The following is a 24,887-nucleotide window of genomic DNA, read 5'->3' on the forward strand; positions in this document are numbered from 1 at the left end:
GCGATCGGGGGCGGGAATGACCGTTGACGGCGGTTACGCGGACTTCTTCGGACCGCAGGTGCCGCGTACGGACGACGGCGGCCAGACGGCCACCTTCGCGCTGGCCTCGGCCGCCTACCGGGACAATGAGGCCGACGAGATACTCAAGGCCAACAGCGAGTGGCACAAGTCGTCCGTGAGCAAGCCACGCATCAAGCTGTTCCGGCCGAATCTGGGCGAGGCGTTCTCCCGGGCGATCATCGACCGGATGCTGGGATCCGGGCGTGCCCCGCTCATCCAGTCCTTCGGCACCCAGCCGCAGGTGGTCGTGGAGCACAGCCTCGCGGCCCACCGCATACGCCGGGACCGGGACAACTGGCTCAGTGCCGTGATGGTGCTGTGCGGGGTGCTCTTCCTGCCGGGGCTGCTGGTCTGGCTGCTCGTCTTCCAGATCCGCCTCACCGTCTCCAAGCGCGAGGACAAGCGGGCCGGCGCGCTCGCCACCGCCCTGCTGCTCGCCATGGCGGCTCTCGCCGTGCTCTTCCTGCTCAAGATGCCGTTCAGCGGCTTCTGGGCCTGGTACGCGCGCGCCTGCGTCGTCGCCCCGGTGATCGGCTGGTTCTGGGCCAAGCGGATCTGCGAGCGCACGGCGCGGGACCTGCGGGAGCGCTGGAGCGGCCTCCTGTCGGGCGCGGGCGTGGGCGCCAAGGTGCCCGAGGCGGTGCCGAGCAGCCCCGGCGAGACGGCCGCCGAGGAGCTGCGGCAGTCGCTGGCCCGGCTCAGCGCCGAGCAGCAGTCCAACTCGGTCTTCTACGCCGGTCCCAAGGGGATACTCGGCATGGGCACCCGCTGGGGCAACTGGCAGCTCGCCGAGGAGCTGGTTCCGGTCGACCCGGACCGGGAGATCAACCCGTTCCGCAGCTGGGACGTCATCAAGGCCATCCACGACCGGCTGCGCATGCTGGAGCGCGGCCCGCTGCACACCGGCGGCTTCCCCAAGCCGACCGTGCGGCACTGGATCGTGACCCCGATCGGTGAGAACGCCGACTCGGTGTCCCGGCCGGACGGCACCGACGTCGAGGCGTACCAGGTCAAGCAGCACGCCATACAGGAGATCTGCGACAAGCAGCAGTTCGGCGCGGGCGACCGGCACTACCTGGGCGTGCAGTGGACGCTGTGGGACGGCCAGTTGGTCATCTCGATGCTGATCACGGTGACGGTGCTGCACGAGACGCTGCGCATCGAGGTCACGGGGCACGCCCTGGGGCCGGTGCACGGCCTGTTCACGAGCAAGCCCGCCGCCAAGGAGAAGCAGGTCCAGAAGTCGGTCAGGTTCTGGGAGACCCGCACGGTGAAGCTGCCGCTGGTCGACACCGACGAGGTGGTGCGGCTGACCGCGCGGGCACCGCTGACCTGGTATCCGCCGCTGCTGTACTGGCTGGGCGGCAAGCTCTCGCTGCCGGAGCCCTTCGGCGTGCGGCACGCCTGGGCGGACCGTCCCTGGCGGCACCGGTTCATGGCCGACGACGCGCTGCGGGCGGCCACGCCGGTGCTGCGGGCGGTGCACTCCGCGGCGATCAAGGTGCTGAAGGAGAACGGCGTGGACACGGAGAAGTTCGGTGCGCGCGCGGGCGGCCTGAGCGGGGCGGTGCAGGAGGCCACGCCGAAGAAGGCGGACGTCTACGACGCGTAGGCCTCCGGCGGTCGGGCGGGGGTGTCGGGTTGGGGTGGCGTCCCTGGGGGCTGCCGCCCCCAGGCCCCCGCCTCGGCCTGGACGGCCTCGTCCTCAAACGCCGGACGGGCTGGAGGGCCAGGCCTCCGCGAGCATCTTGCGGGTGTCCCCCAGCAGCTGCGGCAGCACCTTCGTGTGGCCGATCGCGGGCATGAAGTTCGTGTCGCCGCCCCAGCGAGGCACCACATGCTGATGCAGGTGGGCGGCGATGCCCGCGCCCGCCACGGTGCCCTGGTTCATCCCCAGGTTGAACCCGTGGGCCCCTGAGGCCGCACGCAGAGCCGTCATCGCCTGCTTGGTCAGCTCGGCCAGCTCCGCGGTCTCCACGGCGTTCAGCTCGGTGTAGTCGGCGACGTGACGGTAGGGCACGGTCATCAGGTGACCGCCGTTGTAGGGGTACAGATTCAGCACCGCGTACACGTGCTCGCCACGCCGGACGATCAGACCGTCCTCGTCGGACTTGGCCGGGATCGAGCAGAAGGGGCAGCCGTCGTCGGCACCCGGGCCGCTCGGCTTGTTCTCGCCCTGGATGTACGCCATCCGGTGGGGCGTCCACAGACGCTGGAAAGCGTCCGGCGTCCCCACCCCCAGCTGCTGCTCCGGCTCACTCGTCATGTGTGCAGCATATGGCGTCGCGTGCTGCGACGGAGAAGGCCCCCGGGAAGTTCCCGGGGGCCTGAAGCCCCGCTTCGGCGGGGAGCACGGCACCTTGTGCTTGTGAGGCGTGCGAATCTTGGGGCCATCCCCGCTGTCGCGGGGAGCAATCACACGTGCACGCGGCGCTCTACGACGTCAACGAGTTTCGCCAGGGCTTCGTCACGCGGGATGCCATTCTCTTGCGAGCCGTCGCGGTAACGGAACGACACCGTACCCGCGTTCATGTCGTCGTCACCCACGATGATCATGAACGGGACCTTCTGTTTCTGGGCCGTCCTGATCTTCTTCTGCATACGGTCCGAGGAGGAGTCGACCTCCACCCGCAGGCCCTTCTGTTTGGCCGCCGCGGCGAACTTCTCCAGGTACTCGACGTGCGCGTCCCCCACCGGGATGCCCACCGCCTGCACCGGGGCGAGCCAGGGCGGCATCGCGCCCGCGTAGTGCTCCAGGAGCACCGCGAAGAAGCGCTCGATGGAGCCGAACAGCGCGCGGTGGATCATGACCGGGCGGGTCTTGGAACCGTCCGCGGCCGTGTACTCCAGGCTGAAGCGCTCCGGCAGGTTGAAGTCGAGCTGGATGGTCGACATCTGCCAGGTGCGGCCGATGGCGTCGCGCGCCTGGACGGAGATCTTCGGGCCGTAGAACGCGGCGCCGCCCGGGTCCGCCACCAGCTCCAGGTTCTGCTTCTCGGCGACCTGGCGCAGCGTCTCGGTGGCCTCTTCCCATGCCTCGTCGGTGCCGACGAACTTCTCCGGGTCCTTGGTGGACAGCTCCAGGTAGAAGTCGTTCAGGCCGTAGTCGCGCAGCAGGTTCAGGACGAACGTGAGGGTCTTGTCCAGCTCCTGCGACATCTGCTCGCGGGTGCAGTAGATGTGCGCGTCGTCCTGGGTGAAGCCGCGGGCCCGGGTCAGGCCGTGCACGACGCCCGACTTCTCGTACCGGTACACGGTGCCGAACTCGAACAGGCGCAGGGGCAGCTCACGGTAGGAGCGGCCGCGCGCGTCGAAGATCAGGTTGTGCATCGGGCAGTTCATGGGCTTGAGGTAGTAGTCCACGCCCTCGTCGAGCTGCATGGGCGGGTACATACCGTCGGCGTACCAGTCCAGGTGGCCCGAGGTCTCGAAGAGCTTGCCCTTGGTCGCGTGCGGGGTGTAGACGAACTCGTAGCCCTCCTCCTCGTGGCGGCGCCGCGAGTAGTCCTCCATGACCCGGCGGATGATGCCGCCCTTGGGGTGGAAGACGGCGAGGCCGGAGCCGATCTGCTCCGGGATGGAGAACAGGTCCAGCTCGCTGCCGAGCTTGCGGTGGTCGCGCTTCTCGGCCTCGGCGAGGAACTCCAGGTGCGCCTTCAGCTCGTCCTTGGTGGGCCAGGCGGTGCCGTAGATGCGCTGGAGCATCGGGTTCTTCTCGCTGCCGCGCCAGTAGGCGGCGGCGTTGCGCATCAGCTTGAAGGCCGGGATGTTGCGGGTCGAGGGCAGGTGGGGACCCCGGCAGAGGTCCTTCCAGCACAGGTCGCCGGTCTTCGCGTCGAGGTTGTCGTAGATCGTCAGCTCGCCGGCGCCGACCTCGACGTCGGCGCCGTCGTCGTGGGAGGCGGAGCCCTTGAGGCCGATCAGCTCCAGCTTGTACGGCTCGTCGGCGAGTTCCTCACGGGCCTCGTCGTCGGTGACCACGCGGCGGGAGAACTTCTGCCCCCGCTTCTGGATCTCCTGCATCTTCTTCTCGATGGCCTTGAGGTCATCGGGGTGGAAGGGCTTCTCGACGTCGAAGTCGTAGTAGAAGCCGTCCTTGACGGGCGGGCCGATGCCCAGCTTGGCCTCGGGGAACAGTTCCTGCACGGCCTGTGCCATGACGTGCGCGGTGGAGTGGCGCAGGATGTCCAGGCCGTCCTCGGAGGAGATCTCGACGCCCTCGACGGTCTCGCCGTCCTTGACCTCGTGGGCGAGGTCCTTCAGCTCACCGGCCACCCGCGCCGCGATGATCGAGCGCTGGCCGGCGAAGAGCTCGGCGGCCGTAGTGCCCGTCGTCACCACGCGTTCTTCCTGCTCCGAATCGCGTTGGATGATCACACGGACGTCTGACACCGGTCTCTCCTGACTGAAGTGGGTCCGCGGCGCCATACCGGAGCGCACGCATGGGGGCGATCGTACCGACCCGGGCCCGTGCACCGCGAAACCAGGGGCGCCGTCCGCCGAAGCCGGCCTGCTCCGGACGACACCCGCTAGTCCCGGCAGTCCCCTCCGTCGCCGCAGGCCTCCTCGAAGAGGGCCGCCACCTCCACATGCTCCTGGACGGCCTTCAGCAGCCGGTCGCGTTCCGCGTCGTCGACCTGTACGGGGGTGATCTCGCAGGCGCCGGTGAGCCGCCGGAACCCGCCCCGGCTCTCCAGCCGTCCCAGCACCCGCACCGGCAGCCCGACGAGGTGGGCGTGCCCGGCGATCCGGTAGGCCTCCTCGTCCAGCGCGATCCGTACGTGCGGTACCTCGGCCCCGGCGAGCACCCGCAGCCGTACGGTGCCCGGGCCGCGCGGTCCGGGTCGGCGCATCCGGACGACGGTGCCGGTGAGCCGTACCGGCACGGAGGGTTCCGCGCGCCGGTAGCGGGTGGCGGCCTCACGCAGGGCGGGCAGGTCACCGGGCGAGAACTCGACGGGTTCGGTGAGGGCGCCGCAGCCGTCGGGGACGCCCGCGGCCGGTGCCCAGGCGACGGCGATCCGGGCGCCCTCCGTGCCCCGGACCAGGGCGACGAGCGCCTCGGTCAGCTCGTGACTGACGCCCGCCGCGACGGCCGAGTCGAAGGCCTCCGTGCCGCCGGTGGCTCGCCGGTAGTCGACGGCCTCCCGGGCGGCGTACAGGGCCTGGTGGAGGCGTACGGCGAGGGGGCGGGCGACGGTGACCGGCAGGAACGCGGTGAGGTCGCGGCCGCCGGGGGCGGGGCTCACCAGGACGTTCTCCAGGGCCGCGGCGGCGGCGTGCCGGTGCCGGGCGCCGTAGTAGCCCGCTCGCGCGCGGGTGGCGAGCGCACCGGCGAGCAGCATCCGGCGGGCGGCGGAGCGCAGTTGCTCCTCCGTGGTCCAGGACGCCGTGTCGCCGGGCCCGGCGGGTACGTCGCGTGCCCAGCGGATCTCGTCGCTGGGCACGGCGAGGGAGAAGAGGATCTCCCGGGCGGTGGGCGTGCCGCTGCGGGAGAGCGCGAGCAGGGCCTCGCCGAGCAGGTCGTCGCTGTCGGGGAAGGCGCGGCTGACGGGCACGAGCAGGCTGGTGGCGCCCGCGGCCGGGCCGGGCGGGGTCCAGCGGCCGTAGCGGCCCGGGGCGCCGCCGCGCCGCCGCCAGCCGTGCCGGTGGAGCAGGGCGGCCAGCACGGCCGGGTCGACGGTGCCGGGCTCGGGTGTGCGGTCGGCGCTCGCGGTGCCGCCGAGGGTGTCGGCCGGGTGCGGCCGCACCGGCCTGAGGGGTTCGCCGGTCGGGCGGTGCGTCATGGTGTCCCTCCCGTCCCGACCCGCGTCATGATCTCGCACAGCGCCCGGTCGTCGAAGATCCGTGCGGTCGGAATCCGCACGGTGGTGCGCCGCCGGCCGGTGACCGGATGTCCGGCGAGGTTGGTCCAGTAGCAGCAGTGCCTGAGGTCGAGCCGGTCGTGGCCGGCGCGCAGCCAGTGGTCCCGGGCCCGGGGGACGATCATCACGACGAGGATCTTGTGCACCGAGACGGGGGTGCGGGCGAGCTTCGTCAGGTGGTCGTTGTCGAGGGTGAAGGAGAAGAAGCGGCCGGGTGGGCTCGGCGCGATCTGGTACGTGGCCTTGAGCTGCACCTTGACGGTGACCTCGTCGTCGACCGTGTGCCCGGGGGCGCTGTGGCTGACGTGCCAGTCGATGCCGTTGTCCGGGAAGGGCTGGGAGAGTGAGCAGCCCGCCGCGGCGGCGACCGCGTGGAGGTAGCCGACCTGCAGGGTCTCCATGCAGGCGGTGGTGGCGAGAGAGCCGCGTGCGGGCGCCGTGCGCTCCGGCAGCAGCCCGCCCCGTTCGGGCTGCGCGATGGCCATGACCAACAGCCTTCCAGAACTGGTGTGTCCTCGCTGCGGGTCTGTGAACTGCAAAGACCCGTACTCCTGTTGTGTCCTTCCGGCGTACGGCGCAAACAGCCCGGGTATCACCGAACCGGGACAAGGGACGGCGCGTCAGCCGCCGCGCGCGGACGAGGAGTTGAGTGCCCTATGACGAGCTGGTTCGAGGGGCCGCTGGCCGCCTTCGACACGGAGACCACGGGTGTGGACACCGAGACCGACCGGATCGTGTCGGCGGCTCTCGTCGTGCAGGACGCGCCGGGGCTGCGGCCGCGGGTGACCCGGTGGCTGGTGAATCCGGGCGTGCCGGTGCCGGAGGCGGCGACGGCGGTGCACGGGCTGACCGAGGAGCATGTGCAGCGCCACGGGCGGTGGCCGGCGCCGGTGATGTACGAGATAGCCGAGGCGCTGACCGAGCAGGCCCGTGCGGGTCGGCCGCTGGTGGTGATGAACGCGCCGTTCGACCTCACGCTGCTGGACCGTGAGTTGCGCCGGCACCGCGCCTCGTCGCTGGGCCGGTGGCTGGAGCGGACGCCGCTGCAGGTCCTGGACCCGCGTGTGCTGGACAAGCATCTGGACCGCTACCGCAAGGGCCGTCGCACCCTGACCGACCTGTGCGCGCACTACGGCGTGGAGTTGGAGGGCGCGCACGAGGCGGCGGCCGACGCGCAGGCGGCGCTGGAGGTGGTACGGGCGGTGGGGCGCCGCTTCCAGGGGCGACTCGAGCGCCTCTCCCCCGCCGAGTTGCACACCCTGCAGGCGGTGTGGCACGCGGGTCAGGCGCGTGGGCTGCAGGCGTGGTTCGCGCTCAACGGCACGGAGGAGGCGGTGGACCCGGCCTGGCCGCTGCGACCGGAGCTGCCCGCGGCGGCGTGACCTCGGCGGAGCCCCCACTGCGCGCGGTGATGCCGCGCGGAAACGACGAAGCGACGTGGTCCGCGATTTCCGCGGACACACGTCGCTGTCTCGAGCGTGGGCGATACTGGGTTCGAACCAGTGACCTCTTCGGTGTGAACGAAGCGCTCTCCCACTGAGCTAATCGCCCGGGAACGCACTGAACCATACAGGGCGCCGCGTGCTTCCATCAAACCGCTTGCCTGCCGCCTGCCAGGTGGGCGGCAAGCCCCTGCCGTCCGGCCCGCATCATGAGGCGGTGGTTGGCGCGGAACAGGGGGCGTCCGGGCACCGCCAGGCGGCGCAGCAGCGGTTTGCGCACGACGACCTCCTGGTCGTAGCGGACGAGGGTGCCGGAGCCGCGGGGGGCGACCGTCCAGCGTGCCCAGCCGTCCATGTCTCCGCTCATCGCGACCTCCAGCACCCCCGCGGCCGGGTCCCGGCGGCCTTCCCGCACGGTCGCGGTGAGGTCGTACGGGAGGAGCGAGCGGAACCGGAGGGCGCCGCTGGTGTCGTCGAGCCGGGTGACCTCGCGCACCTGCGGCCACCAGCGGGGGTAGTCCTCGATCCGCTCCAGGGCGCGGTAGACGTCCGGGGCGGGGGCGGGCAGCGGCCACAGGCTGCGGAAGCGGTAATGGTTCCAGTCCACCCGTTCAGTGTGCCCGCGTCCGCGTCCGGCACGGGCCCGCTACGGCATCCTGTCCCCCAGGAGGGCGAGGTTCTCGATGGCGGCGAGGCCGTAGAGCGCGGTGTCGTTGGTGGAGACCCAGGTGGCCTCGCCGCCCGGGACCAGGGTGGCGGGTCCGTTCAGTTTCTCGGTGAGGAGGGACCCGCGGGGGACGGGGGACATGACCGTTCCTTTCCGTGCGGATGTGCGGGGTGTGTCGAGGGCAGAGCCGTGCGAGGTGCGTGGGACGGGATCGTGGCTGTCAAGGGCATGACAGTGCAGCGGAGGGGCGGAGCCGCGGCACCGCACCGGTCTGCGTAGGACGGCGGCCCCGCCCCGGGGCCGCCTCGCTTCGCACGGGACCTGCCGGTCAGCGGCGTCGGTGGCGTTCCTCCACGGCGACGGCCGCCGCGGCGACGGCGCCCAGGGCCGCGACCGCCAGCGGTGCGCTGAACCAGGCGGAGCAGACCACGACGGCCAGTCCGCCGACGAGGAGGAAGGAGCCGGCGGGGTCGAGCACGGTACGACGGCCCGCCTGCGCGAGCAGCGACCGCCAGGAGGCACCCGGGTGCCAGTCCGCCGCCGCGCGCAGTCCCGCGACGGCCGCGCCGATCAGGGCGAGGACGCCGACGGCGCCGACCACCGGGCCGCCGGGCAGGCCGTCCCGTACGGCCCGTACGTCGACCCAGACCACCGCGAGGGCGGCCCAGCCGGCGGCCCCGACGAGCCACCCGCGGCGTGCCGCCGCCCGGAAGTCGGCCGTGAACTCCCGGATTCCGCCGCGCTCGTGGGCCAGCCGGCGCTCCAGGTGCCGGGCGCCGGCCGCGAAGGCGGCGGGGTAGGTGACCAGCGGCAGCGCCGCCACCGCGATCCACACGCCGGTGAGCAGGCATTCGGCGAACAGGGCGAAGCCCCGGGCGAGCCGGGACTCCCCCGGTTCCGGACGGGCCTTGGCACGCGCTTCGGTCATCGGAGGTTCACCTCAGCCCTTCAGGCCGGACGTCGCCATGCCGTCGATGAGATAGCGCTGGAAGGCCAGGAAGAAGGCGAGGACCGGCAGCAGGGCGACGAGCGACATGGCGATCATGCCGCCGTAGTTGGCGAGGCCCTCCTGGTCCACGAACATCTTCAGGCCGAGGGAGACGGTGTACTTGCTCGGCTCGTTGAGGTAGATCAGCGGGCCCATGAAGTCGTTCCAGGAGTTGATGAAGGTGAAGATCGCGCTGGTGATCAGGGCGGGCCGGCACAGCGGGAGCACGATCGACCAGTAGATGCGCAGGTGCCCGCAGCCGTCGAGGCGGGCCGCCTCGTCCAGTTCCCTGGGCAGGTTGCGCATGAACTGCACCATCAGGAAGACGAAGAACGCCTCGGTGGCCAGGTACTTGCCCAGCAGGAGCGGGGTGTACGTGTTGATCATGTCCAGGTTGCGGAAGAGCACGTACTGCGGGATCAGCAGCACGTGGTAGGGCAGGAGCAGCGTGCCGATCATCAGCGTGAACAGCAGGTTGCGGCCGGCGAACCTGATCTTCGCGAAGGCGTAGGCGGTCAGCGAGCAGGACACCACGATGCCGAGCACCGAACCGAACGCGAGGAAGAGCGAGTTGAAGAAGAACGTGGAGATCGAGATGTCCGCGATGCCGTCGGCGAGGCTCGTGTAGTTGGACGTGATCGGGTCGCCCGGGAAGAGGTCCAGGCTGCCGACGATGTCGCCGCTCTCCTTGAAGGAGCCGCCGATCACCCAGAGCACCGGGTAGAGGATCACCGCGAGGATCGCCAGGGACCCGAGATGCCAGGCGAGGGACCCGGGCAGTCGGCGCCGGAGCGCGGCCGCCCTGCCGGACGGGGGCGGCGTACCATTCGCGGTCGGCATGGCGTCGGTGGCCCGCGCGCTCATCGGGCGCCCTCCTCGTAGTGCACCCAGCGCTTTTGGGACCAGAACAGCACGGCGGTGACCAGGGCGACGGCGACCAGCAGCATCCACGCCATGGCGGAAGCCAGGCCCATGCGGCTGTTCTCGAAGCCCTGGACGTACAGGTAGCAGGTGTAGACCATCGTGCCGTCCGCGGGACCGCAGGCGTTGCCTCCGGCGCCGCCGCCGACGATGTAGGCCGAGCTGAAGATCTGGAAGGAGTGGATGGTCTCCAGCAGGACGTTGAAGAAGAGGACCGGGGAGATCATCGGCAGGGTGATGTTCCAGAACTGCCGCGCCTTCCCCGCGCCGTCCACGTCGGCCGCCTCGTACAGTTCGCGCGGCACCTGCTTGAGACCGGCCAGGAAGATCACCATGGGGGCGCCGAACTGCCAGACGGTGAGCGCCACCAGGCTGTAGATGATCAGCTCCGGGTCGCCGGTCCAGCCGCCGGCGTCGATCCCGAAGAGCTGCTGCGTACGGTCGACGACGGCGTCGTCCGAGAAGATCGCCTTCCACACGATGGCGACGGACACGCTCGCGCCGATCAGTGACGGCGCGTAGAACGCGGCCCGGTAGAAGGCCTGTCCGCGCCGCTTCTGGGCCAGCAGCAGGGCGACGCCGAGCGCCGCGACCAGCTTGACCGGCGTGCCGACGACCACGTACCAGAGGGTGATCCTGACCGAGTGGCGCCAGCGCGGGTCGCCGAACATCTCGGAGAAGTTGTCCAGGCCGATCCACCTGGGTGCGTCGAACAGGTTGTAGTCGGTGAAGGCGAAGTAGAGCGAGGCGACCATCGGGCCGGCCGTCAGCAGCAGGAATCCGGCGATCCAGGGGGACATGAAGAGGTAGCCGGCCAGGTTCTCCCGGCGGCCCCGCCGTTTCAGCCCGGCGGGGCGCGGGGACTTCACCGGGCCGTGCCGCGGCTCGGGGTCCGCCCGGCCCTCCGGCGCGGGGGCGTGTGTCACGGCGCTTCCCATCAGCCGGCGAGTGCCGTCTTCGACTCGGTGAAGAACTGCTTGACGGCCTCCTCGACGGACCGTGACCCCAGCGCCATCTCCTCGGCGATGCGCAGGAACGCGGCCTCGCAGATGTCGGCCCCGTTCGGGTGCGGGGTGATCCGCTCCAGGACGCCGGCCGCGACGAGCGACTCCTCGTAGGCGGCGATGGCCTTGTTGACCGGGTCGGTCGGCTCGTAGGCGTCGTACTGGGCCTGCGTCGTGGGGACGCCCCGGTCGTAGCCCATGATCTTGGCGACCTCGGGGTCGTGGACCATGAAGTCGATGAACTGGGCGACCTCCTTGGGATGTTCGGTGCGCTTGTAGCCGCTGAGCATCAGGGAGCCGAGGTACTGCCCGGTCCGCTTGCCGTCCGTGGTGGGGATCGGCGCGAGCCCGTACTCGCTCTTGCCCTCGGAGGTGTAGCGGACGGTGAAGTTGTCCCAGGTGAACTCGCTGCCGGCCAACTCCGCGGAGAGCGCCGACTTGGGCTTGATCTGGGCGACCTTCTTGGCGTCGGCGAACAGGCCGGACTTCACCCCCTTCTCCGCCTTGGTCCACCACGAGGTCAGGTCCGCCTCGGTGAAGCCGAGCCCGTCCTCGGTGAAGAAGGCCTTGCCGTTCTGGCGCAGGTACAGGTCGTAGAGGTACATGACGCCGTACATTCCGCTGTCCCCGGCGCGACCGGTCCTGTCGCGGACCTTCGTCATCGCCGCGTCGAAGTCGTCCCACGTCCAGCCCTGTTCCGGCTTGACACCGGCCCGGGTGTAGACGGGCTTGTCGATGACCAGGGCCATGGAGTTCGAACCGACGGGCACGCCGAGGAGTTTGCCGTCGATCTCGCCGAACTTCTCCAGTCCCGCGCGGAATCCGTCCATGGAGAGGTTTCCCGCCTTCACCTGTCCGCCCAGGTCGAGCAGGACATTCTTGGCGTCGTATTTGCGGAGAAACCCGATGGCATTCTGGAAGACGTCCGGCGGATTTCCTCCGGATGCCTGGGTGTTGAACTTCTTCCAGAAGTCCGTATACGGCTGAAAGTCGGTCTTGACCTTGATCTTCGGATACTTCTTCTCGAAGAGCGCGATGGTCTTGTTGATGCGTTCCGCCCGGTCCTCGGCACCCCACCACGAGTAACGGATCGTCACCGTTCCGTCCCCCGAGCCGCTGCCGCCGCCACACGCGGTGGCCGTGGCCCCCAGGCCCGCGACGGCCAGCGAGGCCCCGGCCGCCTTGAGGACCGTCCGCCTCCCGGCCTGCCGCTCCGCATTCCCGCCCTGCTGCATACGAGCCTCCCCGCGACATCGCGATCGCCACATGAATCGTTTCAAGTAAGCGCTTGCTGGCACAAGGTACGAAGGGCCCGGGGGCGCGTCAATGATTCGGACAGGAATTGCCGGGCGGGGGCGCGACCGGTCAAGACCGTCCTTCCCGGCGAGCCGTTCGGAGGGGCGGGGAAACACCCAGGTCGGCATGGCGCGACCGACCGGTCGAACGCCGGCGGCCACCCGGAGGGCCGCACAGCCGAAGGTCACGGTTGGATGAACACGGCGCAAGCGGAATGCCCGCACGGGACGCGTCGGCCAGCGGGGCGGACACGCGCAGGTATCCCCCGCACTCGGCCGCGTGCCGTACACGGCCCCGCGCGCCCGTACGCCGGTGCGAACCCGCACGCTCCCGCACTCGCACCCGCACGGCAAAGCGGCCCGGCTCACGATCGTGAGCCGGGCCGCCTGATGATCCGGTGGGCGATACTGGGTTCGAACCAGTGACCTCTTCGGTGTGAACGAAGCGCTCTCCCACTGAGCTAATCGCCCGGACGCAGGAAGAACATTACCCCATGTCAGGGGCGCCCGTGACCAGCGGGGGCCGCGACGGCGCACCCCCGCGGGCGCTCACTGGTCCTTGATCTTCCAGGGCAGTTCAAGGCCGAACTTCCACAGGTAGATCCCGGCCAGCACGGCGATGATCACCACCCCGATCGAGGTCAGGATGATGTTCCGGCGGCGCACCTTGGGGTCGAGGGCACGCTGCGCCGCCTCGGTGACCTTGCGCTTGGTCCAGCGCAGGACGAGCTGGGCCCAGACGAACTCGGTCGCCCAGATCGCCATGCCGCCGAAGATCACGACCCAGCCCGGCCCGGGCAGCACCAGCATGGCGACACCGGCCACCACGACCGCGAGTCCGACGACGAAGACGCCGACCTGCCAGCTCAGGTGCAGGGCACGGCGGGCCTTGACGAATTCCGGTGCCCGCGAACCGAGCGCCCGCTCGGCCGTGGCCTCGTCCGTCCCCGTACGGTCTGCCGCCACGGCTGCCTCGCCGGGCTTGTTACTCCCCGTGTTCATACGGCCAAACACTACCGGAGCGAAACCTGTCACCGGAATGGGCGTACGACCCGAACGATCTCTCGGCCGGAAGAGTTACGTAAACACACGCAAAACACTCAGAGGGGTTTACAACGGCACCGTAGGTGGCATGTCGATTTCGCCGACGTGCGAATCCCCGAGCGCACACTGAGCGAAAGGCCCTGGCGCTTATGAACACCACGGTCAGCTGCGAGCTGCACCTGCGCCTCGTTGTGTCGAGCGAGTCCTCCCTGCCTGTCCCCGCAGGCCTGCGGTACGACACGGCCGACCCCTACGCCGTGCACGCCACCTTCCACACCGGAGCCGAGGAGACCGTCGAGTGGGTGTTCGCCCGCGACCTCCTCGCCGAAGGTCTCCACCGTCCCACCGGGACCGGCGACGTCCGTGTCTGGCCGTCCCGCAGTCACGGCCAGGGCGTCGTGTGCATCGCTCTCAGCTCCCCGGAGGGCGAGGCACTGCTCGAGGCCCCGGCGCGGGCCCTGGAGTCCTTCCTGAAGCGCACAGACGCCGCCGTGCCCCCCGGCACGGAGCACCGGCACTTCGATCTCGATCAGGAGCTCTCGCACATCCTGGCGGAAAGCTAGGGCGGGGCCCCGCGTGAAGCCGCCCGTCGCCGTCGACTCGGGGTGACGGCACGGGCTCGGACAACCGCATACGGCACACACCGGCGTCGTCGCCGCGGACCTCCGCGGCGGCGGCGCCGTCGTGTGCGACGCCTCGGGGAACGAAGGCCGGCCGGTCACCGTTGTAGAGGCAACCGACGGCCGGGAGAGGATCACGGCCGATTCGCCCGCCGCCGGAGCCACTACCATCGGCCAGCATCGGCGGGCGCCCGCCCGACCCCCAGGCCAGGGAGCGAAACGTGCTGATCACCCACGACACCCGGTGCGCGCTCGACACCGTGGTGGATCTGGTGAACACCGTGCCGGAGGACGAATCGGCTCCGGACGGGCTGCCGGACGTCGCGACCCTGCAGGAATTCGTGGGAACGCATGAGATCAGCGACGTCGGAGTGCTCTCGGCGCTCGATCTCTCGGCGGTGCGCAGGGTCCGCGGGCGGTTCGCGGCGGTCTTCGCCGCCCCCGACGCCCGGACCGCCGCGGGGTTGATCAACGACCTGGTCGCCGCCGCCGGCACCACGCCCCGGCTCACCGACCACGACGGCTACGACTGGCACATCCACTACTTCGCGCCCGGCGCCTCCGTCGCGGACCATCTCACCGCGGACTGCGGGATGGCCCTGGCGTTCTTCGTGGTCGCCGGGGAGCAGGAGCGGCTGCGGCGGTGCGAGGCGCCGGACTGCCGACGGGCCTTCGTCGATCTCTCCCGGAACCGCTCGCGCCGGTACTGCGACAGTCGCACCTGCGGAAACCGCTTGCACGTGGCGGCCTACCGGGCCCGGCGCAAGGAGGCGGCGGGCTGACGCCGTTCACGGACCGAACGGCCGCCGCCGGTGCACGGAGGGCGACGCGGCCCCCGGCGGGTGGCGCCGGGGAGCGCGGGTACGGCTCACAGCAACAGCAGATCGTGCAACGAAGCCATGAGCAGCAGACACCCGATCACCGCAAGGAAGATCATGAGCGGTGGCTGGGAAAGGGCGAAGAGGCAGCCGCGTGGTTCGTCCTGCGTCCGCGCGGTTTCGCTCTGTCTCGTGTCCAGCTGGGAATCCAGCTGAGTGGTGTCCGGCATCTCGCCGCGATGATGACGCAGCGGGCGTGGCCTGCGCGATCAACACGCCCGTGACGACCGGGAGTTCGTTGAATGTCGCAATCTCCGGTCGGATCGTGATCATTCCGGAGCGGGGACTGTCGGCCTGGGACCGCTGTGTCGTTGCGGGGCCGTGTCGATTCGGTGCGGTGTCGATGGGGTGCGGGACGGCGCCCGCTGTCATATCCCGTGCTTCTTGAGGATGGCCTCGATGTCGCTGAAGTCGTCGTCACCGCCCCGCGGCGCCTTCGCCGGCCGGGCCGCGGGTCGCGCGGGATCGGCGGACGGGCGGGAGCCCGAACCGAGGGAGGGCGCGGAGGCGTCCGGGGCCACCGCGTCACGCTGTGCGGCGGCCCGGGCGGCCTTGCGCTCCTTGCGGGTGCCACCGCGGCGGCGCTCCACCGCGCGTGTGGTCATGAAGAGCACCCAGGCGACGCCCAGCACTCCGAAGCCGGCCCAGGCCACCGGGCTGAAGGCGGTGTCGGCCAGCCACTCGACGACCCCGGTCATCACCAGGCCGATCGGGACCAGCGAGTAGGCGGCGACACGGGCGGCGGTGAGGAAACGCCTGCGGTACGCGGTGACCGCCGCGATGCCCAGGCCCGCCGCGGACACCGCGGAGCAGACGGTCTCGGCAATCATCCGGTCCTCCAGGGCTGGGCTCGGTCGGGCATGGCTGCTTCGTCCCTTCCATCCTGCACCGTCCCCCCGCCGTGAGGCCATGCCGCGGCCCCCGAGATCAGGGAGATCTCCGGGTCGGCTCCTCCGGAGGTGCCGGTGCGCCGAGTACGACGCCGGTTGGGGTGCCGTCCGGTGGGCTGGGAGGATGGGGGCATGAGCGACTCCTCCCCCGCCCGCCCCGTCGTGCCCGTCCTCGACGTCTGGTGCGAGCTCCAGTGTCCGGACTGCCGCACCGCCCTGGACGACCTCCGTGCCCTGCGCGCCCGCTACGGCGACCGCCTGGAGGTGCGGCTGCGGCACTTCCCGCTGGAGAAGCACAAGCACTCCTTCGCCGCAGCGCAGGCCGCCGAGGAGGCCGCGGCCCAGGGTCGGGGCTGGCCGTACGCGGAGGCCGTGCTGGACCGGGTCGCGGAGCTGGACCGCGACGGCGAACCCTTCCTGGTCGAGGTGGCCCGGGAGCTGGGACTGGACGCGGAGGAGTTCGACACGGCGCTCATCGACGGCCGGCACATCCTGATCGTCGACGCCGACCAGGCCGAGGGCAAGGCGATCGGCGTGACCGGAACCCCCACGTACGTGATCGACGGGGAGCGTCTCGACGGCGGCAAGAGCCAGGAGGGGCTGCGCGAGCGCGTCGAGGAGATCGCGGACCGGCTGCTGACCGAGGGACGGGGCTGAGGGGCCGGGTCCGGCGGCGGTTCATGGGCGGGCGCGGCCCGGTTCTCGAGGCGGGCATGTCCCCGGTTCCCGGTCCACGGGTCGGGCGCGGCCCGGTTCGCGGGGCGAGCGCGGGGCCCGGTTCACCGAGCGGGCATGTCCCCGGTCCACGGAGCGGGTGCGGCCCGCTTCACCCAGCGGGCATGTCCCCGGTTCCCGATCCACGGCGCGGGCGCGGTCCGGATGACCTGGCGGACATGCCCGGGTCACGGAGCGGGTAGGGCCCGCTTCACCGAGTGGGCGCGGTCCGGTGCCGGGCGCGCGCGGTCACAGCAGCGGCTTGAAGTAGCCGTACCGCGTGGTTCCGTAGCCGAGCGACTCGTAGAGCCGCTCGGCGGCGGTGTTGCCCGCGAAGACGTTGAGGCCGATCAGCGGCCGCCCGGCGGTGATCGCCTCGGACTCGGCCAGCAGCATCAGGGTCCGGCCGTGTCCCCGGCCGCGGTGGGCCGCGTCGGCCTCGACGTCGAAGACGAAGGCCCGGTCCTCCCGCAGGGCCAGCCAGAGGATGCCGACCCGCTCGCCCTCGTGTTCCAGTACGCGGAACAGCATGTTCTCGGTGTCCAGCCCGCGGGGCAGCAGCACTTCGTGATCGCGGCGGGCCTTGGCGTACGCGTCGGCCTCGGGCACGCCCCGTTCGATCCAGGTCCTGGCGTACTGCTCCGACTCGTAAGCCTGCCAGGCGGTGAAGTCCTCCGGTGTCATGGGCCGTGCGCGGCTGCCCGCGGGCAGGGCGGGCGGGGTGTCGCCGAGGGGCTTGGTCATGGTGCGGTTGCGCAGGGCGTAGCCGAGCGCCTGTGCGAGCCGTACACCCGGCTCGGTGTCACCGGGGACGCCCGCCTCGATCTGCCGGCAGCCCCAGCCGCGCGCGACCTCCTCGGCGGCGAGCGCGGCCACCGTGCCCCGGCCGCGCCGACGGTCCGGTTCGTCGATGCGCAGCTCGCGGATCACGGCCACCGAGTCGCCGAGGGCGGGCGAGGTGCCGAGGTGCAGCACACCGACGGGGCGGCTGTTCACGCACACCTGGTAATAGCGTGTACGGGTTCCGTCGGCGGCGCGCTGGAGCGGCTCGGTCGGCCGCAGGGTCGTGGTCATCACGGCAGTTCTACCCACCGGGAGCCGCGACGGCAGCCGAATATCGGCGGGTCACGGGTCGAGGTCGTCCCCGGACCGCTCCTCGAAGATCCGCATGGCCTTCGACGTCACCGGTCCCCGGACGCCCGGCAGTTCACGGTCGTCGACGCGGTGCACGGCCTGGACGTCCCGCAGCGTGGAGGTCAGGAACACCTCGTCGGCGCGGTCCAGGACGTCGAGCGGGAGGTCGGTCTCGCGGGCTCCCGTCCACTCGACGGCCAGGGCACGGGTGATCCCGGCGAGGCAGCCGGAGGCGAGCGGCGGGGTGTGGATCTCGCCGTCGAGGACGACGAAGACGTTGGATCCGGTGCCCTCGCACAGTTGCCCCACCGTGTTGCCGAACAGCGCCTCGGTGGCACCCCGTTCGCGGGCGCGGGCGAGGGCGACGACGTTCTCGGCGTACGAGGTGGTCTTCAGGCCGGTGAGCGCGCCGCGTTCGTTGCGGGTCCACGGCACGGTGATCACGGCCGTGGAGTCGGGGCGGCGGGCGGCCTCGCCGAGGGCGACGACGAGGGTCGGCCCGTGCTCGCCCCGGTCGGAGCCGAGCGGGCCGTGGCCGCCGGTGTAGGTGATACGCAGCCGGCCGAGCGGCATCGGGTTGGCCTCGAGGACGGCGGCGCAGGCGCGGCGCACCTCGTCGAGGTCCGGGTCGGGCAGGCCCAGACCCCGGGCCGAGCGGGTCAGCCGGTCGAGGTGCCGGGTCAGCGCGAACGGTCTGCCGTCCGTCGCCTTCACCGTCTCGAAGATGCCGTCGCCCACGGTCAGCCCGTGGTCGAGGACGGAGACGCGGGCGGACGCGATGTCCTGCAACCCGCCGTCGAGCCAGATCTTCACGTCGCCAGTGCCTCTCCAGTTCCGGTGGCCTCGTACGCCCCCGACGCTACCGTGAGCAGCCGGGACGTCTTCAGTTCGGTCTCCCGCCACTCGCCGTCGGGGTCGGAGCCCCAGGTGATGCCTGCGCCGGTGCCGAAGCGCAGCCGTCCGGCGGCCCCGTCGGCGCCCCGGTCGATCCAGAAGGTGCGGATGCCGACGGCCAGCTCGCCGGTGCCCCGGTCGGCGTCGACCCAGCCGACGCCCCCGCAGTAGGGGCCGCGGGGCGCGGTCTCCAGCGCGTCGATGATCCGCAGGGCGCTCGGCTTGGGAGCGCCGGTGACGCTGCCGGGCGGGAAGGCCGCGTCGAGGAGTTCGGGCCAGCCGGTCCCGGCGCGCAGTTCGCCGCGCACCGCGGACACCAGGTGGACGAGGCCGGGGTGCTTCTCGACGGCGCACAGGTCGGGGACCGTGACGGTGCCCGTGGCGCAGACCCGCCCCAGGTCGTTGCGGACCAGGTCCACGATCATCACGTTCTCGGCGTAGTCCTTCTCCAGGAGGTCCGCCTCGGTCCGCCCGGTGCCCTTGATCGGCCCGGACTCGACCGTGCGGCCGTCCCGGCGCAGAAACAGCTCGGGCGACGCGGTGGCGATCTCGACGCCGTGCCCCGGCAGCCGAATCGTTCCGGCGTACGGCGCCGGGTTGCCGCGGGCCAGCAGGGCGGTGAGCGCGTCCACGTCCGCGCCGGGGTGGACGGGCGCCGAGAGCACCCGGCAGAGGTTGGCCTGGTAGACCTCGCCGGCGGCTATGTGCGCGCGGATGCGCCCTACGGCCGTCGTGTACGCGGCGCGGTCGAGCGAGGACGTCCAGTCGCCGACGGCCGGGCCCCGCCACGCCCCCGGCGCGGGCGCGGGTACCGGCTCCGTCCGTACTTCGGCGAAGCGTGCGCAGGTCAGGCGGCCCTCGAAGTCGGCGCTGACGGCCCAGAACCCCTCGGATTCGAGAGCGGCGGGGTCGCTCGTGACGTCGAGGAGACCGGTGGCGAGGCGGTCGCCGAAGCGGGCGAGGGGCGGGAGGTCGAGCACGCCGTCGAGTCTAGGCCGGTGGCCCCGAGGTGACCCGAACGTGTCCTTCCGGGTGCCCTGACCAGGTCCGCGGGCGGGCGCACCGCAGCACGCTGCACAAACGCGTTTTTGTGCTGGCCCGGGAATCCGCTAGAGTTCATCACGTCGCCGGGCCGCACAAGCGGACCGAACCGACAGGCGGACGTAGCTCAGTTGGTAGAGCGCAACCTTGCCAAGGTTGAGGTCGCGAGTTCGAGCCTCGTCGTCCGCTCGCAGGACATGGGGGCCTCCCGGGCCCCTGCACTCCTGGTGGAGTGGCCGAGAGGCGAGGCAACGGCCTGCAAAGCCGTCTACACGGGTTCAAATCCCGTCTCCACCTCCAAGGACGATTAGCTCAGCGGGAGAGCGCTTCCCTGACACGGAAGAGGTCACTGGTTCAATCCCAGTATCGTCCACTGATCCGCAAGGATCACCGGTCCGCAAGGATCCCCGCGCGATTAGCTCAGCGGGAGAGCGCTTCCCTGACACGGAAGAGGTCACTGGTTCAATCCCAGTATCGCGCACGCAGCACCAGCATCACCCGGACGATTAGCTCAGCGGGAGAGCGCTTCCCTGACACGGAAGAGGTCACTGGTTCAATCCCAGTATCGTCCACACTCACCGAAGCCCCCGACCGTCTCGTACGGTCGGGGGCTTCGTCGTGCGCGGAGTTCGTCGTGCGCGGATCCGGCCGGACGGGCCGGACCCGCACTCGGCGGATCAGCTGGAGAAGAGCATGCGCCCGAAGCTCTTCTGACGGTGGTGGCCGTAGTGGCCGTGACCGCCGTGCGGGGCGCCCCAGGCGGGGGCCTGCGGGGCGGGGGCCGGGTACGCCTGCGGTGCGGCGGGCGGGGGCGGCGGAGCGGGCTGGGCCCACTGGGCCTCCAGGCGGGTCAGCGACTCCAGCTCACCGTAGTCGAGGAAGATCCCGCGGCAACCGCTGCACTGCTCGATCTGAACGCCGTTGCGGTTGTAGGTGTGCATCGGTGCGTGGCACTTGGGGCACTGCATGCTCGGCTCAACTCCTCGCCGGTCGGTCCTGCTTCGCGTATCGCCAGGACAGACTCTGTCCCACCGCGGGTCGGTTGCACCCTACTTCGCGGAACTTCGGTTCAACCGGCCGGGGCGGCGGGGCGGACGGAGGTCATCCGCGCGCAGGCGTCGACCAGGGACCGCTCCACCTCGTCCAGCGCCCGGTCCGCGAGGACCGCCTTGGTGACGGCCCGGGCGGCGGTCTGCGCGGTGAGGGCGCGGGCCGGGACGTCCAGGGCGGGCCAGGGGTCGCCGTCGGCAGGAACGGCGGGGCCGCCGCGGGCGCGGTAGGCGGTGAGGAAGCGGTGCCACGCGTCGGGCGGGAGCAGCCCGCAGGCGTACCAGGCGGCCGGGCGGGCCAGGTCCCAGGCCGGGACGCCGGTGCCCAGGTCGTCGACGTCGATCAGCAGCCAGGGTCCTTCGGGGGCGGGGTGGCGTATGAGCTGGCCGAGGTGGAGGTCGCCGTGGCACAGGGTGGCCGTGTCCGCCATGGGGGCCTCGCCGCGCGCCCAGGCGGGCAGGGCGGCCCAGGCCGCGAGCACGGGTGCGGTGGCCGGGTGGCCGGGTGCGGTGTCCCGGAGGCGGTTCACGGCCAGGGCCGCCTTCGCGGGGCCGCGCATGGGCGGTACGGCGGTGGGGGCGGCGTGCGGTGGAGGCGGGCGAGGAGGGTGGCCGCGGCCTCCCACGGCGCCGCGTCCGGATCCGCCGGGTCCACGGGGGCGCCGTAGGGCCACTGGGTGACGAGCCTCCCGTGCAGGACGACGGGCGCCGGGGCGAGCGGGGGCAGGAGCACGCCGGGGAGCCGGGCGGCGGCGGTGACACGGAGGGACAGCTCGGCGGGGTCGGCGTCCGCCGCGTGGGCCTTGGCGACGGTGCCGGCGTGCCGGACGACGGTGGCGTCGGGGCGGTCGGCGAGGGTGCCCGCGCCGCAGGGGCAGGCCGGGGTGCGGGCATGCGCCGTCGCCCTGGCGCGGGCCTCGAGGGCGGGGAGGAGGGCGTCCGTTGTCACGTGGGTGAGGGTACGCAGGGGTGCGGTCGCCGCTCCCGGTCGCCACCGATCCGCACGGGGGCCGCCGCGGAGAGGGAGGAGCCGTACCCGCCGGATGAAACGCGGCGGCGGGCCATGCGTACCGGCGGGGGCCGTCGTCCGGGCAGGGGGCCGGTGTGGGCGTCCGGGTGGGCAGAGCAATGCCGGCGCAGCTCCCCAGCTGCGCCGGCATTTTGCCGTCCGCCGCACCCCCGTCCCCACGGGGTTTCATGGATGGATGTCCCCGCCCGGACCGCTCTTCCGGGCCTGGGGTCGCCGCTCAGCGCCCCAGCACCACACCCACGGACGACGCCTGTGTGGCCACTGTCTCCCACCCGTCGAAGACGAGGAGGAGCAGGACCGCCAGGGGCAGGGCCATGAGCGTCGCCACCGCGGGGTGGCGACGGCCCTGACGGCGGCTTTGCCGTGTGCGGACCGGCGTCCGCGGAACCGTCTGGGCCATGGTCCCTCTCCTGACCGTTTCGTTGTCTCGTGCTCGTTGTCCCGTTGCAGCGGCGGGTGTCTGACCTCGGGGGACGAGTGCTGCACCCGCCGCTTGACCTCAAATCTATGCGTCGGGCGATCGCCCGACGTCATGCCCTCGTACCGATTGCCGGGCCTCCAGGAGGATGAGCCATGACCTGCCGAGTACTCCCCTGGGTGGAGACCGGCTCACGGGTCTCGGGGTCTTCCCGGACAGGGTGCCCACCGTGCCCCGGTATCTCCGTGGTGTCCGGTGACTTCCCTCACTTCGGCCGTCTTCCCGCACGCCCCCGTGTCCGCCCCGCACCCCACCGCGCCGGCCGCCGCGCCTCCGGTGGGCGGAACGTCCCGGGGCGCCCCGGCCGTCCCCTTCCGGTCACCCTCCCTCGGCCCAATCACCGCGTCCCGGCTGCCGGTTGGGATCAGGGCCGGAGCACGGCCGCGCGGTCCGTCGGGACGCTGACCGACCCTCAACTCTCGCCCCCGGTACTGACAATCCGTCGTCGCGAGAGGGCGCGGCCTCTGCGCGCGGGCGGCCGGGGAAACGTAAGCTGTGGCTCGTCACAGGGACCGGGCAGCGGGGATGAACATGGCGATGATGCGCCTGAGGCGCGAGGACCCGCGCGTCGTCGGCTCGTTCAGGCTTCACAGGCGGCTCGGCGCGGGTGGGATGGGCGTGGTCTACCTGGGCTCCGACAAGAAGGGGCAGCGGGTCGCGCTGAAGGTCATCCGGCCCGACCTGGCCGAGGACCAGGAGTTCCGGTCGCGGTTCGCGCGTGAGGTCTCGGCGGCCCGGCGCATCCGGGGCGGCTGCACCGCCCGGCTGGTCGCCGCGGACCTGGAGGCGGACCGCCCCTGGTTCGCCACGCAGTACGTGCCCGGCCCCTCCCTGCACGACAAGGTCGTCGACGGGGGGCCGCTCGTCGCGGCCGATGTCGCGGCCGTGGGCGCTGCCCTGTCGGAGGGCCTGGTCGCCGTGCACGAGGCCGGGGTGGTGCACCGGGACCTGAAGCCGTCCAACATCCTGCTGTCCCCGAAGGGGCCGCGGATCATCGACTTCGGCATCGCCTGGGCCACCGGCGCCTCCACGCTCACTCATGTCGGCACGGCGGTCGGCTCCCCCGGGTTCCTCGCGCCCGAGCAGGTGCGCGGGGCGGCGGTCACCCCGGCCACGGACGTGTTCTCGCTCGGGGCCACGCTGGCGTACGCGTCGATGGGCGACTCGCCCTTCGGGCACGGCAGTTCCGAGGTGATGCTCTACCGCGTGGTGCACGAGGAGGCCCAGCTGCACGGGGTGCCGGACGCGTTGGCCCCGCTGGTGCGGGCGTGCCTGGCCAAGGACCCCGAGGAGCGGCCCAGCACCCTGCAGTTGTCGTTGCGGCTCAAGGAGATCGCGGCCCGCGAGGCCCAGGGCATGCCCGACGTGCGGCCGCCCGCGCCGCGCAGCGGTGAGGCGGACGTGCCCACGGGGCGGCTCGCCGACACCTACCCGGAGCGTGCCCAGCGGCGTCCGCAGGGCCGGCCGGGTCCGCAGGGCACCGGCGCTTCGAGGCACACCTCGGGGTCGCGGGGGCCGGCTCCCCGGGGCGCCACTCCGTCGCGCGGGGGCGGACCCTCTCGCAACAGCGGCACCGGAGGCCGGTCCGCGTCCCGGCCCACGCCCGCCCCCCGCGACGGGCACGGCAACGGCAACGGCCGGAACACCTCGCGTACCAACGGCGGGGGGCGGCCCGGGCCTCGCAGCGGGGCCGGACGTCCGGCGCCGAGGACCACGAGGACCGGATGGCGGCGGCCCGCCAATCCGCGGCTGCTGCGGCAGCGTCTGTTCGTGTTCGTGGTGGTGACGCTGCTGGTCGCGCTGGGCATCGCCGCCGCACAGGGCTGCCAGGGGCCGTCGCGCGGGCTCGGCGACGAGCGGGACGGCGTACGGGCGGCGCAGCGGTGGGAACAGGCGGAGGCGACGGGCGGCGTCCCGGAAGAGCGGGCGCCCGGACTGTAGTCCCCGGCCGCGGAAACACCCTGGCCGCGCTGACCGCCGCGCCATCTCGCCGTCGCGCCGAGGGGCCCGTACGGGCCAGTTGCCCGGCGAGGGTCACCGCCCGGCGGGGCTCAGGGCGCCGTGGGGCGTCCCGCGGTCACCGCGTAGAAGGCGACCGCCGCCGCCGCTCCCACGTTCAGGGAGTCGACGCCGTGGGACATGGGGATGCGGACCCACGTGTCGGAGGCCTCCAGGGCCCGCCGGGACAGGCCGCTGCCCTCGGCGCCCAGCATGAGGGCCGCCCGGTCCATGCGGTGCGGGGCCACCGCGTCGAGGGACTCGGCCCGCTCGTCGGGGGTGAGGGCGAGGAGGGTGAAGCCCGCCTCGCGGACCGTCGACAGACCGGCCGGCCAGACGTCGAGGCGGGCGTACGGCACGGAGAAGACCGCGCCCATCGAGACCTTGACGCTGCGCCGGTAGAGGGGGTCGGCGCAGTCCGGGGAGAGCAGGACCGCGTCCATGCCGAGCGCGGCGGCGGAGCGGAAGATCGCGCCGATGTTGGTGTGGTCGTTGACCGACTCCATGACGACGACGCGACGGGCACGCGTGAGGAGGGCGGCGGCCGTGGGCAGGGGCTTGCGGGCCATGGAGGCGAGCGCGCCGCGGTGCACGTGGTAGCCGGTGACGCGTTCGGCGAGCGCCGGGTCGACGACGTACACCGGGGCGGGTGCCTCGTCGATGATGTCGCGCATGGTGTCGACCCACTTGGCGGACAGCAGCATCGAGCGCATCGCGTAGCCCGCCTCGCCGGCCCGTCTGATGACCTTCTCGCCCTCGGCGATGAAGAGGCCCTCTGCGGGTTCGCGCCGGCGGCGCAGCTCGACGTCGGTGAGGCCGGTGTAGTCGTGCAGGCGCGGGTCGTCGGGGTCGTCGATCGTGACGAGGTCGGCCACG

Annotated in this window: 24 protein-coding genes, 7 tRNA genes and 2 pseudogenes; 11 read left to right on the forward strand and 22 right to left on the reverse strand. The window is 71.9% G+C overall.

Annotation, left to right across the window (positions count from 1 at the left end):
- The first annotated feature begins 16 nt into the window (after positions 1–16).
- Complete coding sequence (locus BJ961_RS24345) at positions 17–1,672, forward strand: hypothetical protein (protein ID WP_271414931.1); 1,656 nt, start codon at positions 17–19, stop codon at positions 1,670–1,672.
- 93 nt (positions 1,673–1,765) lie between these two features.
- Here the strand turns inward: BJ961_RS24345 and BJ961_RS24350 are convergent, their stop codons facing one another.
- The 4 genes from BJ961_RS24350 to BJ961_RS24365 form a co-directional block, all read right to left on the reverse strand.
- Entirely contained in the window at positions 1,766–2,326 is a 561-nt protein-coding gene (locus tag BJ961_RS24350; protein WP_271414932.1) for an HIT family protein, read from the reverse strand.
- 149 nt (positions 2,327–2,475) lie between these two features.
- Positions 2,476–4,452, reverse strand: a complete 1,977-nt coding sequence (gene thrS, locus BJ961_RS24355) for a threonine--tRNA ligase (protein ID WP_271414933.1) — start codon at positions 4,450–4,452, stop codon at positions 2,476–2,478.
- Between the two features lie 137 nt (positions 4,453–4,589).
- Positions 4,590–5,846, reverse strand: a complete 1,257-nt coding sequence (locus BJ961_RS24360; RefSeq protein WP_271414934.1) for a hypothetical protein — start codon at positions 5,844–5,846, stop codon at positions 4,590–4,592.
- Positions 5,843–6,409, reverse strand: coding sequence for a DUF4365 domain-containing protein (locus BJ961_RS24365; protein ID WP_271414935.1), 567 nt, complete (start codon positions 6,407–6,409; stop codon positions 5,843–5,845). Before BJ961_RS24365 ends, BJ961_RS24360 begins: the two co-directional genes overlap by 4 nt.
- Positions 6,410–6,580: 171 nt before the next feature.
- Between BJ961_RS24365 and BJ961_RS24370 the strand changes: the two genes are divergently transcribed.
- Positions 6,581–7,306 (forward strand): 3'-5' exonuclease, encoded by a 726-nt coding sequence (locus BJ961_RS24370; protein WP_271414936.1) that lies wholly within the window; start codon positions 6,581–6,583, stop codon positions 7,304–7,306.
- A 97-nt stretch (positions 7,307–7,403) separates the two neighbouring features.
- Here the strand turns inward: BJ961_RS24370 and BJ961_RS24375 are convergent.
- The 9 genes and pseudogenes from BJ961_RS24375 to BJ961_RS24415 all read right to left on the reverse strand — a co-directional run bounded on the left by BJ961_RS24375 (position 7,404) and on the right by BJ961_RS24415 (position 13,243).
- Positions 7,404–7,475, reverse strand: a tRNA-Val gene (locus BJ961_RS24375).
- A 39-nt stretch (positions 7,476–7,514) separates the two neighbouring features.
- The gene (locus tag BJ961_RS24380; protein WP_271414937.1) at positions 7,515–7,973 is read right to left on the reverse strand and encodes an SRPBCC family protein; all 459 of its coding nucleotides are present in this window, start codon (positions 7,971–7,973) and stop codon (positions 7,515–7,517) included.
- Between the two features lie 39 nt (positions 7,974–8,012).
- Positions 8,013–8,144, reverse strand: a pseudogene (locus tag BJ961_RS24385) (exo-rhamnogalacturonan lyase family protein); the annotation flags it as partial.
- A 217-nt stretch (positions 8,145–8,361) separates the two neighbouring features.
- Positions 8,362–8,961 (reverse strand): hypothetical protein, encoded by a 600-nt coding sequence (locus BJ961_RS24390; protein ID WP_271414939.1) that lies wholly within the window; start codon positions 8,959–8,961, stop codon positions 8,362–8,364.
- A 12-nt stretch (positions 8,962–8,973) separates the two neighbouring features.
- Positions 8,974–9,885, reverse strand: a complete 912-nt coding sequence (locus BJ961_RS24395) for a carbohydrate ABC transporter permease (RefSeq protein ID WP_271414940.1) — start codon at positions 9,883–9,885, stop codon at positions 8,974–8,976.
- A complete protein-coding gene (locus BJ961_RS24400) occupies positions 9,882–10,880 on the reverse strand; it encodes a carbohydrate ABC transporter permease (RefSeq protein WP_271414941.1) in 999 nt (332 codons plus the stop codon). The genes BJ961_RS24395 and BJ961_RS24400 overlap by 4 nt, the downstream gene beginning before the upstream one ends.
- The gene (locus BJ961_RS24405; protein WP_271414942.1) at positions 10,880–12,181 is read right to left on the reverse strand and encodes an ABC transporter substrate-binding protein; all 1,302 of its coding nucleotides are present in this window, start codon (positions 12,179–12,181) and stop codon (positions 10,880–10,882) included. The genes BJ961_RS24400 and BJ961_RS24405 overlap by 1 nt, the downstream gene beginning before the upstream one ends.
- Before the next feature lie 459 nt (positions 12,182–12,640).
- Positions 12,641–12,712 (reverse strand) — tRNA-Val (locus tag BJ961_RS24410).
- A gap of 78 nt (positions 12,713–12,790) precedes the next feature.
- On the reverse strand, positions 12,791–13,243 hold the full coding sequence (locus tag BJ961_RS24415; RefSeq protein WP_271414943.1) for a TIGR02611 family protein: 453 nt from the start codon (positions 13,241–13,243) through the stop codon (positions 12,791–12,793).
- A 191-nt stretch (positions 13,244–13,434) separates the two neighbouring features.
- On the opposite strand from BJ961_RS24415, the gene BJ961_RS24420 reads away from it, so the two are divergent.
- Positions 13,435–13,848 carry an SsgA family sporulation/cell division regulator gene (locus BJ961_RS24420; RefSeq protein WP_004002642.1) on the forward strand — a complete coding sequence of 138 codons (414 nt, stop codon included), beginning with the start codon at positions 13,435–13,437 and terminating at the stop codon, positions 13,846–13,848.
- Positions 13,849–14,126: 278 nt separating this feature from the next.
- Positions 14,127–14,687: a CGNR zinc finger domain-containing protein gene (locus BJ961_RS24425; protein WP_271414944.1), complete on the forward strand. Its 561-nt coding sequence runs from the start codon at positions 14,127–14,129 to the stop codon at positions 14,685–14,687.
- Positions 14,688–14,773: 86 nt separating this feature from the next.
- Here BJ961_RS24425 and BJ961_RS24430 read toward each other — a convergent pair whose 3' ends face one another.
- Positions 14,774–14,953, reverse strand: a complete 180-nt coding sequence (locus tag BJ961_RS24430; RefSeq protein WP_061445723.1) for a hypothetical protein — start codon at positions 14,951–14,953, stop codon at positions 14,774–14,776.
- Positions 14,954–15,151: 198 nt separating this feature from the next.
- The gene (locus BJ961_RS24435; RefSeq protein ID WP_271414945.1) at positions 15,152–15,613 is read right to left on the reverse strand and encodes a hypothetical protein; all 462 of its coding nucleotides are present in this window, start codon (positions 15,611–15,613) and stop codon (positions 15,152–15,154) included.
- 192 nt (positions 15,614–15,805) lie between these two features.
- On the opposite strand from BJ961_RS24435, the gene BJ961_RS24440 reads away from it, so the two are divergent.
- Positions 15,806–16,330 carry a DsbA family protein gene (locus BJ961_RS24440; RefSeq protein ID WP_271414946.1) on the forward strand — a complete coding sequence of 175 codons (525 nt, stop codon included), beginning with the start codon at positions 15,806–15,808 and terminating at the stop codon, positions 16,328–16,330.
- A 306-nt stretch (positions 16,331–16,636) separates the two neighbouring features.
- Here BJ961_RS24440 and BJ961_RS24445 read toward each other — a convergent pair whose 3' ends face one another.
- Genes BJ961_RS24445 through BJ961_RS24455 form a run of 3 tightly spaced genes read right to left on the reverse strand, consistent with a single transcriptional unit; the run spans position 16,637 to position 19,395 of the window.
- Positions 16,637–17,461: a GNAT family N-acetyltransferase gene (locus tag BJ961_RS24445; protein ID WP_271414947.1), complete on the reverse strand. Its 825-nt coding sequence runs from the start codon at positions 17,459–17,461 to the stop codon at positions 16,637–16,639.
- Positions 17,462–17,512: 51 nt separating this feature from the next.
- Positions 17,513–18,334 carry an aminotransferase class IV gene (locus BJ961_RS24450; RefSeq protein WP_271414948.1) on the reverse strand — a complete coding sequence of 274 codons (822 nt, stop codon included), beginning with the start codon at positions 18,332–18,334 and terminating at the stop codon, positions 17,513–17,515.
- Complete coding sequence (locus BJ961_RS24455) at positions 18,331–19,395, reverse strand: chorismate-binding protein (protein ID WP_271414949.1); 1,065 nt, start codon at positions 19,393–19,395, stop codon at positions 18,331–18,333. The genes BJ961_RS24450 and BJ961_RS24455 overlap by 4 nt, the downstream gene beginning before the upstream one ends.
- 177 nt (positions 19,396–19,572) lie before the next feature.
- Here BJ961_RS24455 and BJ961_RS24460 point away from each other — a divergent pair.
- The 5 genes from BJ961_RS24460 (at position 19,573) to BJ961_RS24480 (ending at position 20,028) form a co-directional block, all read left to right on the forward strand.
- Positions 19,573–19,645: transfer RNA gene (locus BJ961_RS24460), tRNA-Gly, on the forward strand.
- Between the two features lie 37 nt (positions 19,646–19,682).
- Positions 19,683–19,756: transfer RNA gene (locus BJ961_RS24465), tRNA-Cys, on the forward strand.
- Position 19,757: 1 nt separating this feature from the next.
- Positions 19,758–19,829, forward strand: a tRNA-Val gene (locus BJ961_RS24470).
- Positions 19,830–19,865: 36 nt separating this feature from the next.
- Positions 19,866–19,937 (forward strand) — tRNA-Val (locus BJ961_RS24475).
- Between the two features lie 19 nt (positions 19,938–19,956).
- Positions 19,957–20,028 (forward strand) — tRNA-Val (locus tag BJ961_RS24480).
- A gap of 105 nt (positions 20,029–20,133) precedes the next feature.
- Here BJ961_RS24480 and BJ961_RS24485 read toward each other — a convergent pair.
- The 3 genes and pseudogenes from BJ961_RS24485 to BJ961_RS24495 all read right to left on the reverse strand — a co-directional run bounded on the left by BJ961_RS24485 (position 20,134) and on the right by BJ961_RS24495 (position 21,935).
- The gene (locus tag BJ961_RS24485; protein WP_271414950.1) at positions 20,134–20,424 is read right to left on the reverse strand and encodes a TFIIB-type zinc ribbon-containing protein; all 291 of its coding nucleotides are present in this window, start codon (positions 20,422–20,424) and stop codon (positions 20,134–20,136) included.
- 101 nt (positions 20,425–20,525) lie between these two features.
- Positions 20,526–21,454 (reverse strand): annotated as a pseudogene (locus tag BJ961_RS24490) (phosphotransferase family protein).
- A 298-nt stretch (positions 21,455–21,752) separates the two neighbouring features.
- On the reverse strand, positions 21,753–21,935 hold the full coding sequence (locus BJ961_RS24495) for a hypothetical protein (protein ID WP_271414951.1): 183 nt from the start codon (positions 21,933–21,935) through the stop codon (positions 21,753–21,755).
- Positions 21,936–22,538: 603 nt separating this feature from the next.
- On the opposite strand from BJ961_RS24495, the gene BJ961_RS24500 reads away from it, so the two are divergent.
- Entirely contained in the window at positions 22,539–23,954 is a 1,416-nt protein-coding gene (locus BJ961_RS24500; protein WP_271414952.1) for a serine/threonine-protein kinase, read from the forward strand.
- A 110-nt stretch (positions 23,955–24,064) separates the two neighbouring features.
- On the opposite strand, the gene BJ961_RS24505 is transcribed toward BJ961_RS24500, so the two are convergent.
- Entirely contained in the window at positions 24,065–24,886 is an 822-nt protein-coding gene (locus BJ961_RS24505; protein ID WP_271414953.1) for a TrmH family RNA methyltransferase, read from the reverse strand.
- Position 24,887 lies beyond the last annotated feature (1 nt).

This window comes from Streptomyces lienomycini, assembly GCF_027947595.1.
Taxonomy (GTDB): Bacteria; Actinomycetota; Actinomycetes; order Streptomycetales; family Streptomycetaceae; genus Streptomyces; species Streptomyces lienomycini.

What these genes read in the sequence shown, in the direction of transcription:
- BJ961_RS24390 (WP_271414939.1), bottom strand. Translation starts at nt 8,961, where the DNA reads ATGACCGAAGCGCGTGCCAAGGCCCGTCCGGAACCGGGGGAGTCCCGG.
- BJ961_RS24495 (WP_271414951.1), bottom strand. Translation starts at nt 21,935, where the DNA reads ATGGCCCAGACGGTTCCGCGGACGCCGGTCCGCACACGGCAAAGCCGC.
- BJ961_RS24370 (WP_271414936.1), top strand. Translation starts at nt 6,581, where the DNA reads ATGACGAGCTGGTTCGAGGGGCCGCTGGCCGCCTTCGACACGGAGACC.
- BJ961_RS24435 (WP_271414945.1), bottom strand. Translation starts at nt 15,613, where the DNA reads ATGATTGCCGAGACCGTCTGCTCCGCGGTGTCCGCGGCGGGCCTGGGC.
- BJ961_RS24430 (WP_061445723.1), bottom strand. Translation starts at nt 14,953, where the DNA reads ATGCCGGACACCACTCAGCTGGATTCCCAGCTGGACACGAGACAGAGC.
- BJ961_RS24360 (WP_271414934.1), bottom strand. Translation starts at nt 5,846, where the DNA reads ATGACGCACCGCCCGACCGGCGAACCCCTCAGGCCGGTGCGGCCGCAC.
- BJ961_RS24415 (WP_271414943.1), bottom strand. Translation starts at nt 13,243, where the DNA reads ATGAACACGGGGAGTAACAAGCCCGGCGAGGCAGCCGTGGCGGCAGAC.
- BJ961_RS24345 (WP_271414931.1), top strand. Translation starts at nt 17, where the DNA reads ATGACCGTTGACGGCGGTTACGCGGACTTCTTCGGACCGCAGGTGCCG.
- BJ961_RS24485 (WP_271414950.1), bottom strand. Translation starts at nt 20,424, where the DNA reads ATGCAGTGCCCCAAGTGCCACGCACCGATGCACACCTACAACCGCAAC.
- BJ961_RS24405 (WP_271414942.1), bottom strand. Translation starts at nt 12,181, where the DNA reads ATGCAGCAGGGCGGGAATGCGGAGCGGCAGGCCGGGAGGCGGACGGTC.
- BJ961_RS24395 (WP_271414940.1), bottom strand. Translation starts at nt 9,885, where the DNA reads ATGAGCGCGCGGGCCACCGACGCCATGCCGACCGCGAATGGTACGCCG.
- BJ961_RS24350 (WP_271414932.1), bottom strand. Translation starts at nt 2,326, where the DNA reads ATGACGAGTGAGCCGGAGCAGCAGCTGGGGGTGGGGACGCCGGACGCT.
- BJ961_RS24445 (WP_271414947.1), bottom strand. Translation starts at nt 17,461, where the DNA reads ATGACCACGACCCTGCGGCCGACCGAGCCGCTCCAGCGCGCCGCCGAC.
- BJ961_RS24400 (WP_271414941.1), bottom strand. Translation starts at nt 10,880, where the DNA reads ATGGGAAGCGCCGTGACACACGCCCCCGCGCCGGAGGGCCGGGCGGAC.
- BJ961_RS24500 (WP_271414952.1), top strand. Translation starts at nt 22,539, where the DNA reads ATGAACATGGCGATGATGCGCCTGAGGCGCGAGGACCCGCGCGTCGTC.
- BJ961_RS24440 (WP_271414946.1), top strand. Translation starts at nt 15,806, where the DNA reads ATGAGCGACTCCTCCCCCGCCCGCCCCGTCGTGCCCGTCCTCGACGTC.
- BJ961_RS24420 (WP_004002642.1), top strand. Translation starts at nt 13,435, where the DNA reads ATGAACACCACGGTCAGCTGCGAGCTGCACCTGCGCCTCGTTGTGTCG.
- BJ961_RS24365 (WP_271414935.1), bottom strand. Translation starts at nt 6,409, where the DNA reads ATGGCCATCGCGCAGCCCGAACGGGGCGGGCTGCTGCCGGAGCGCACG.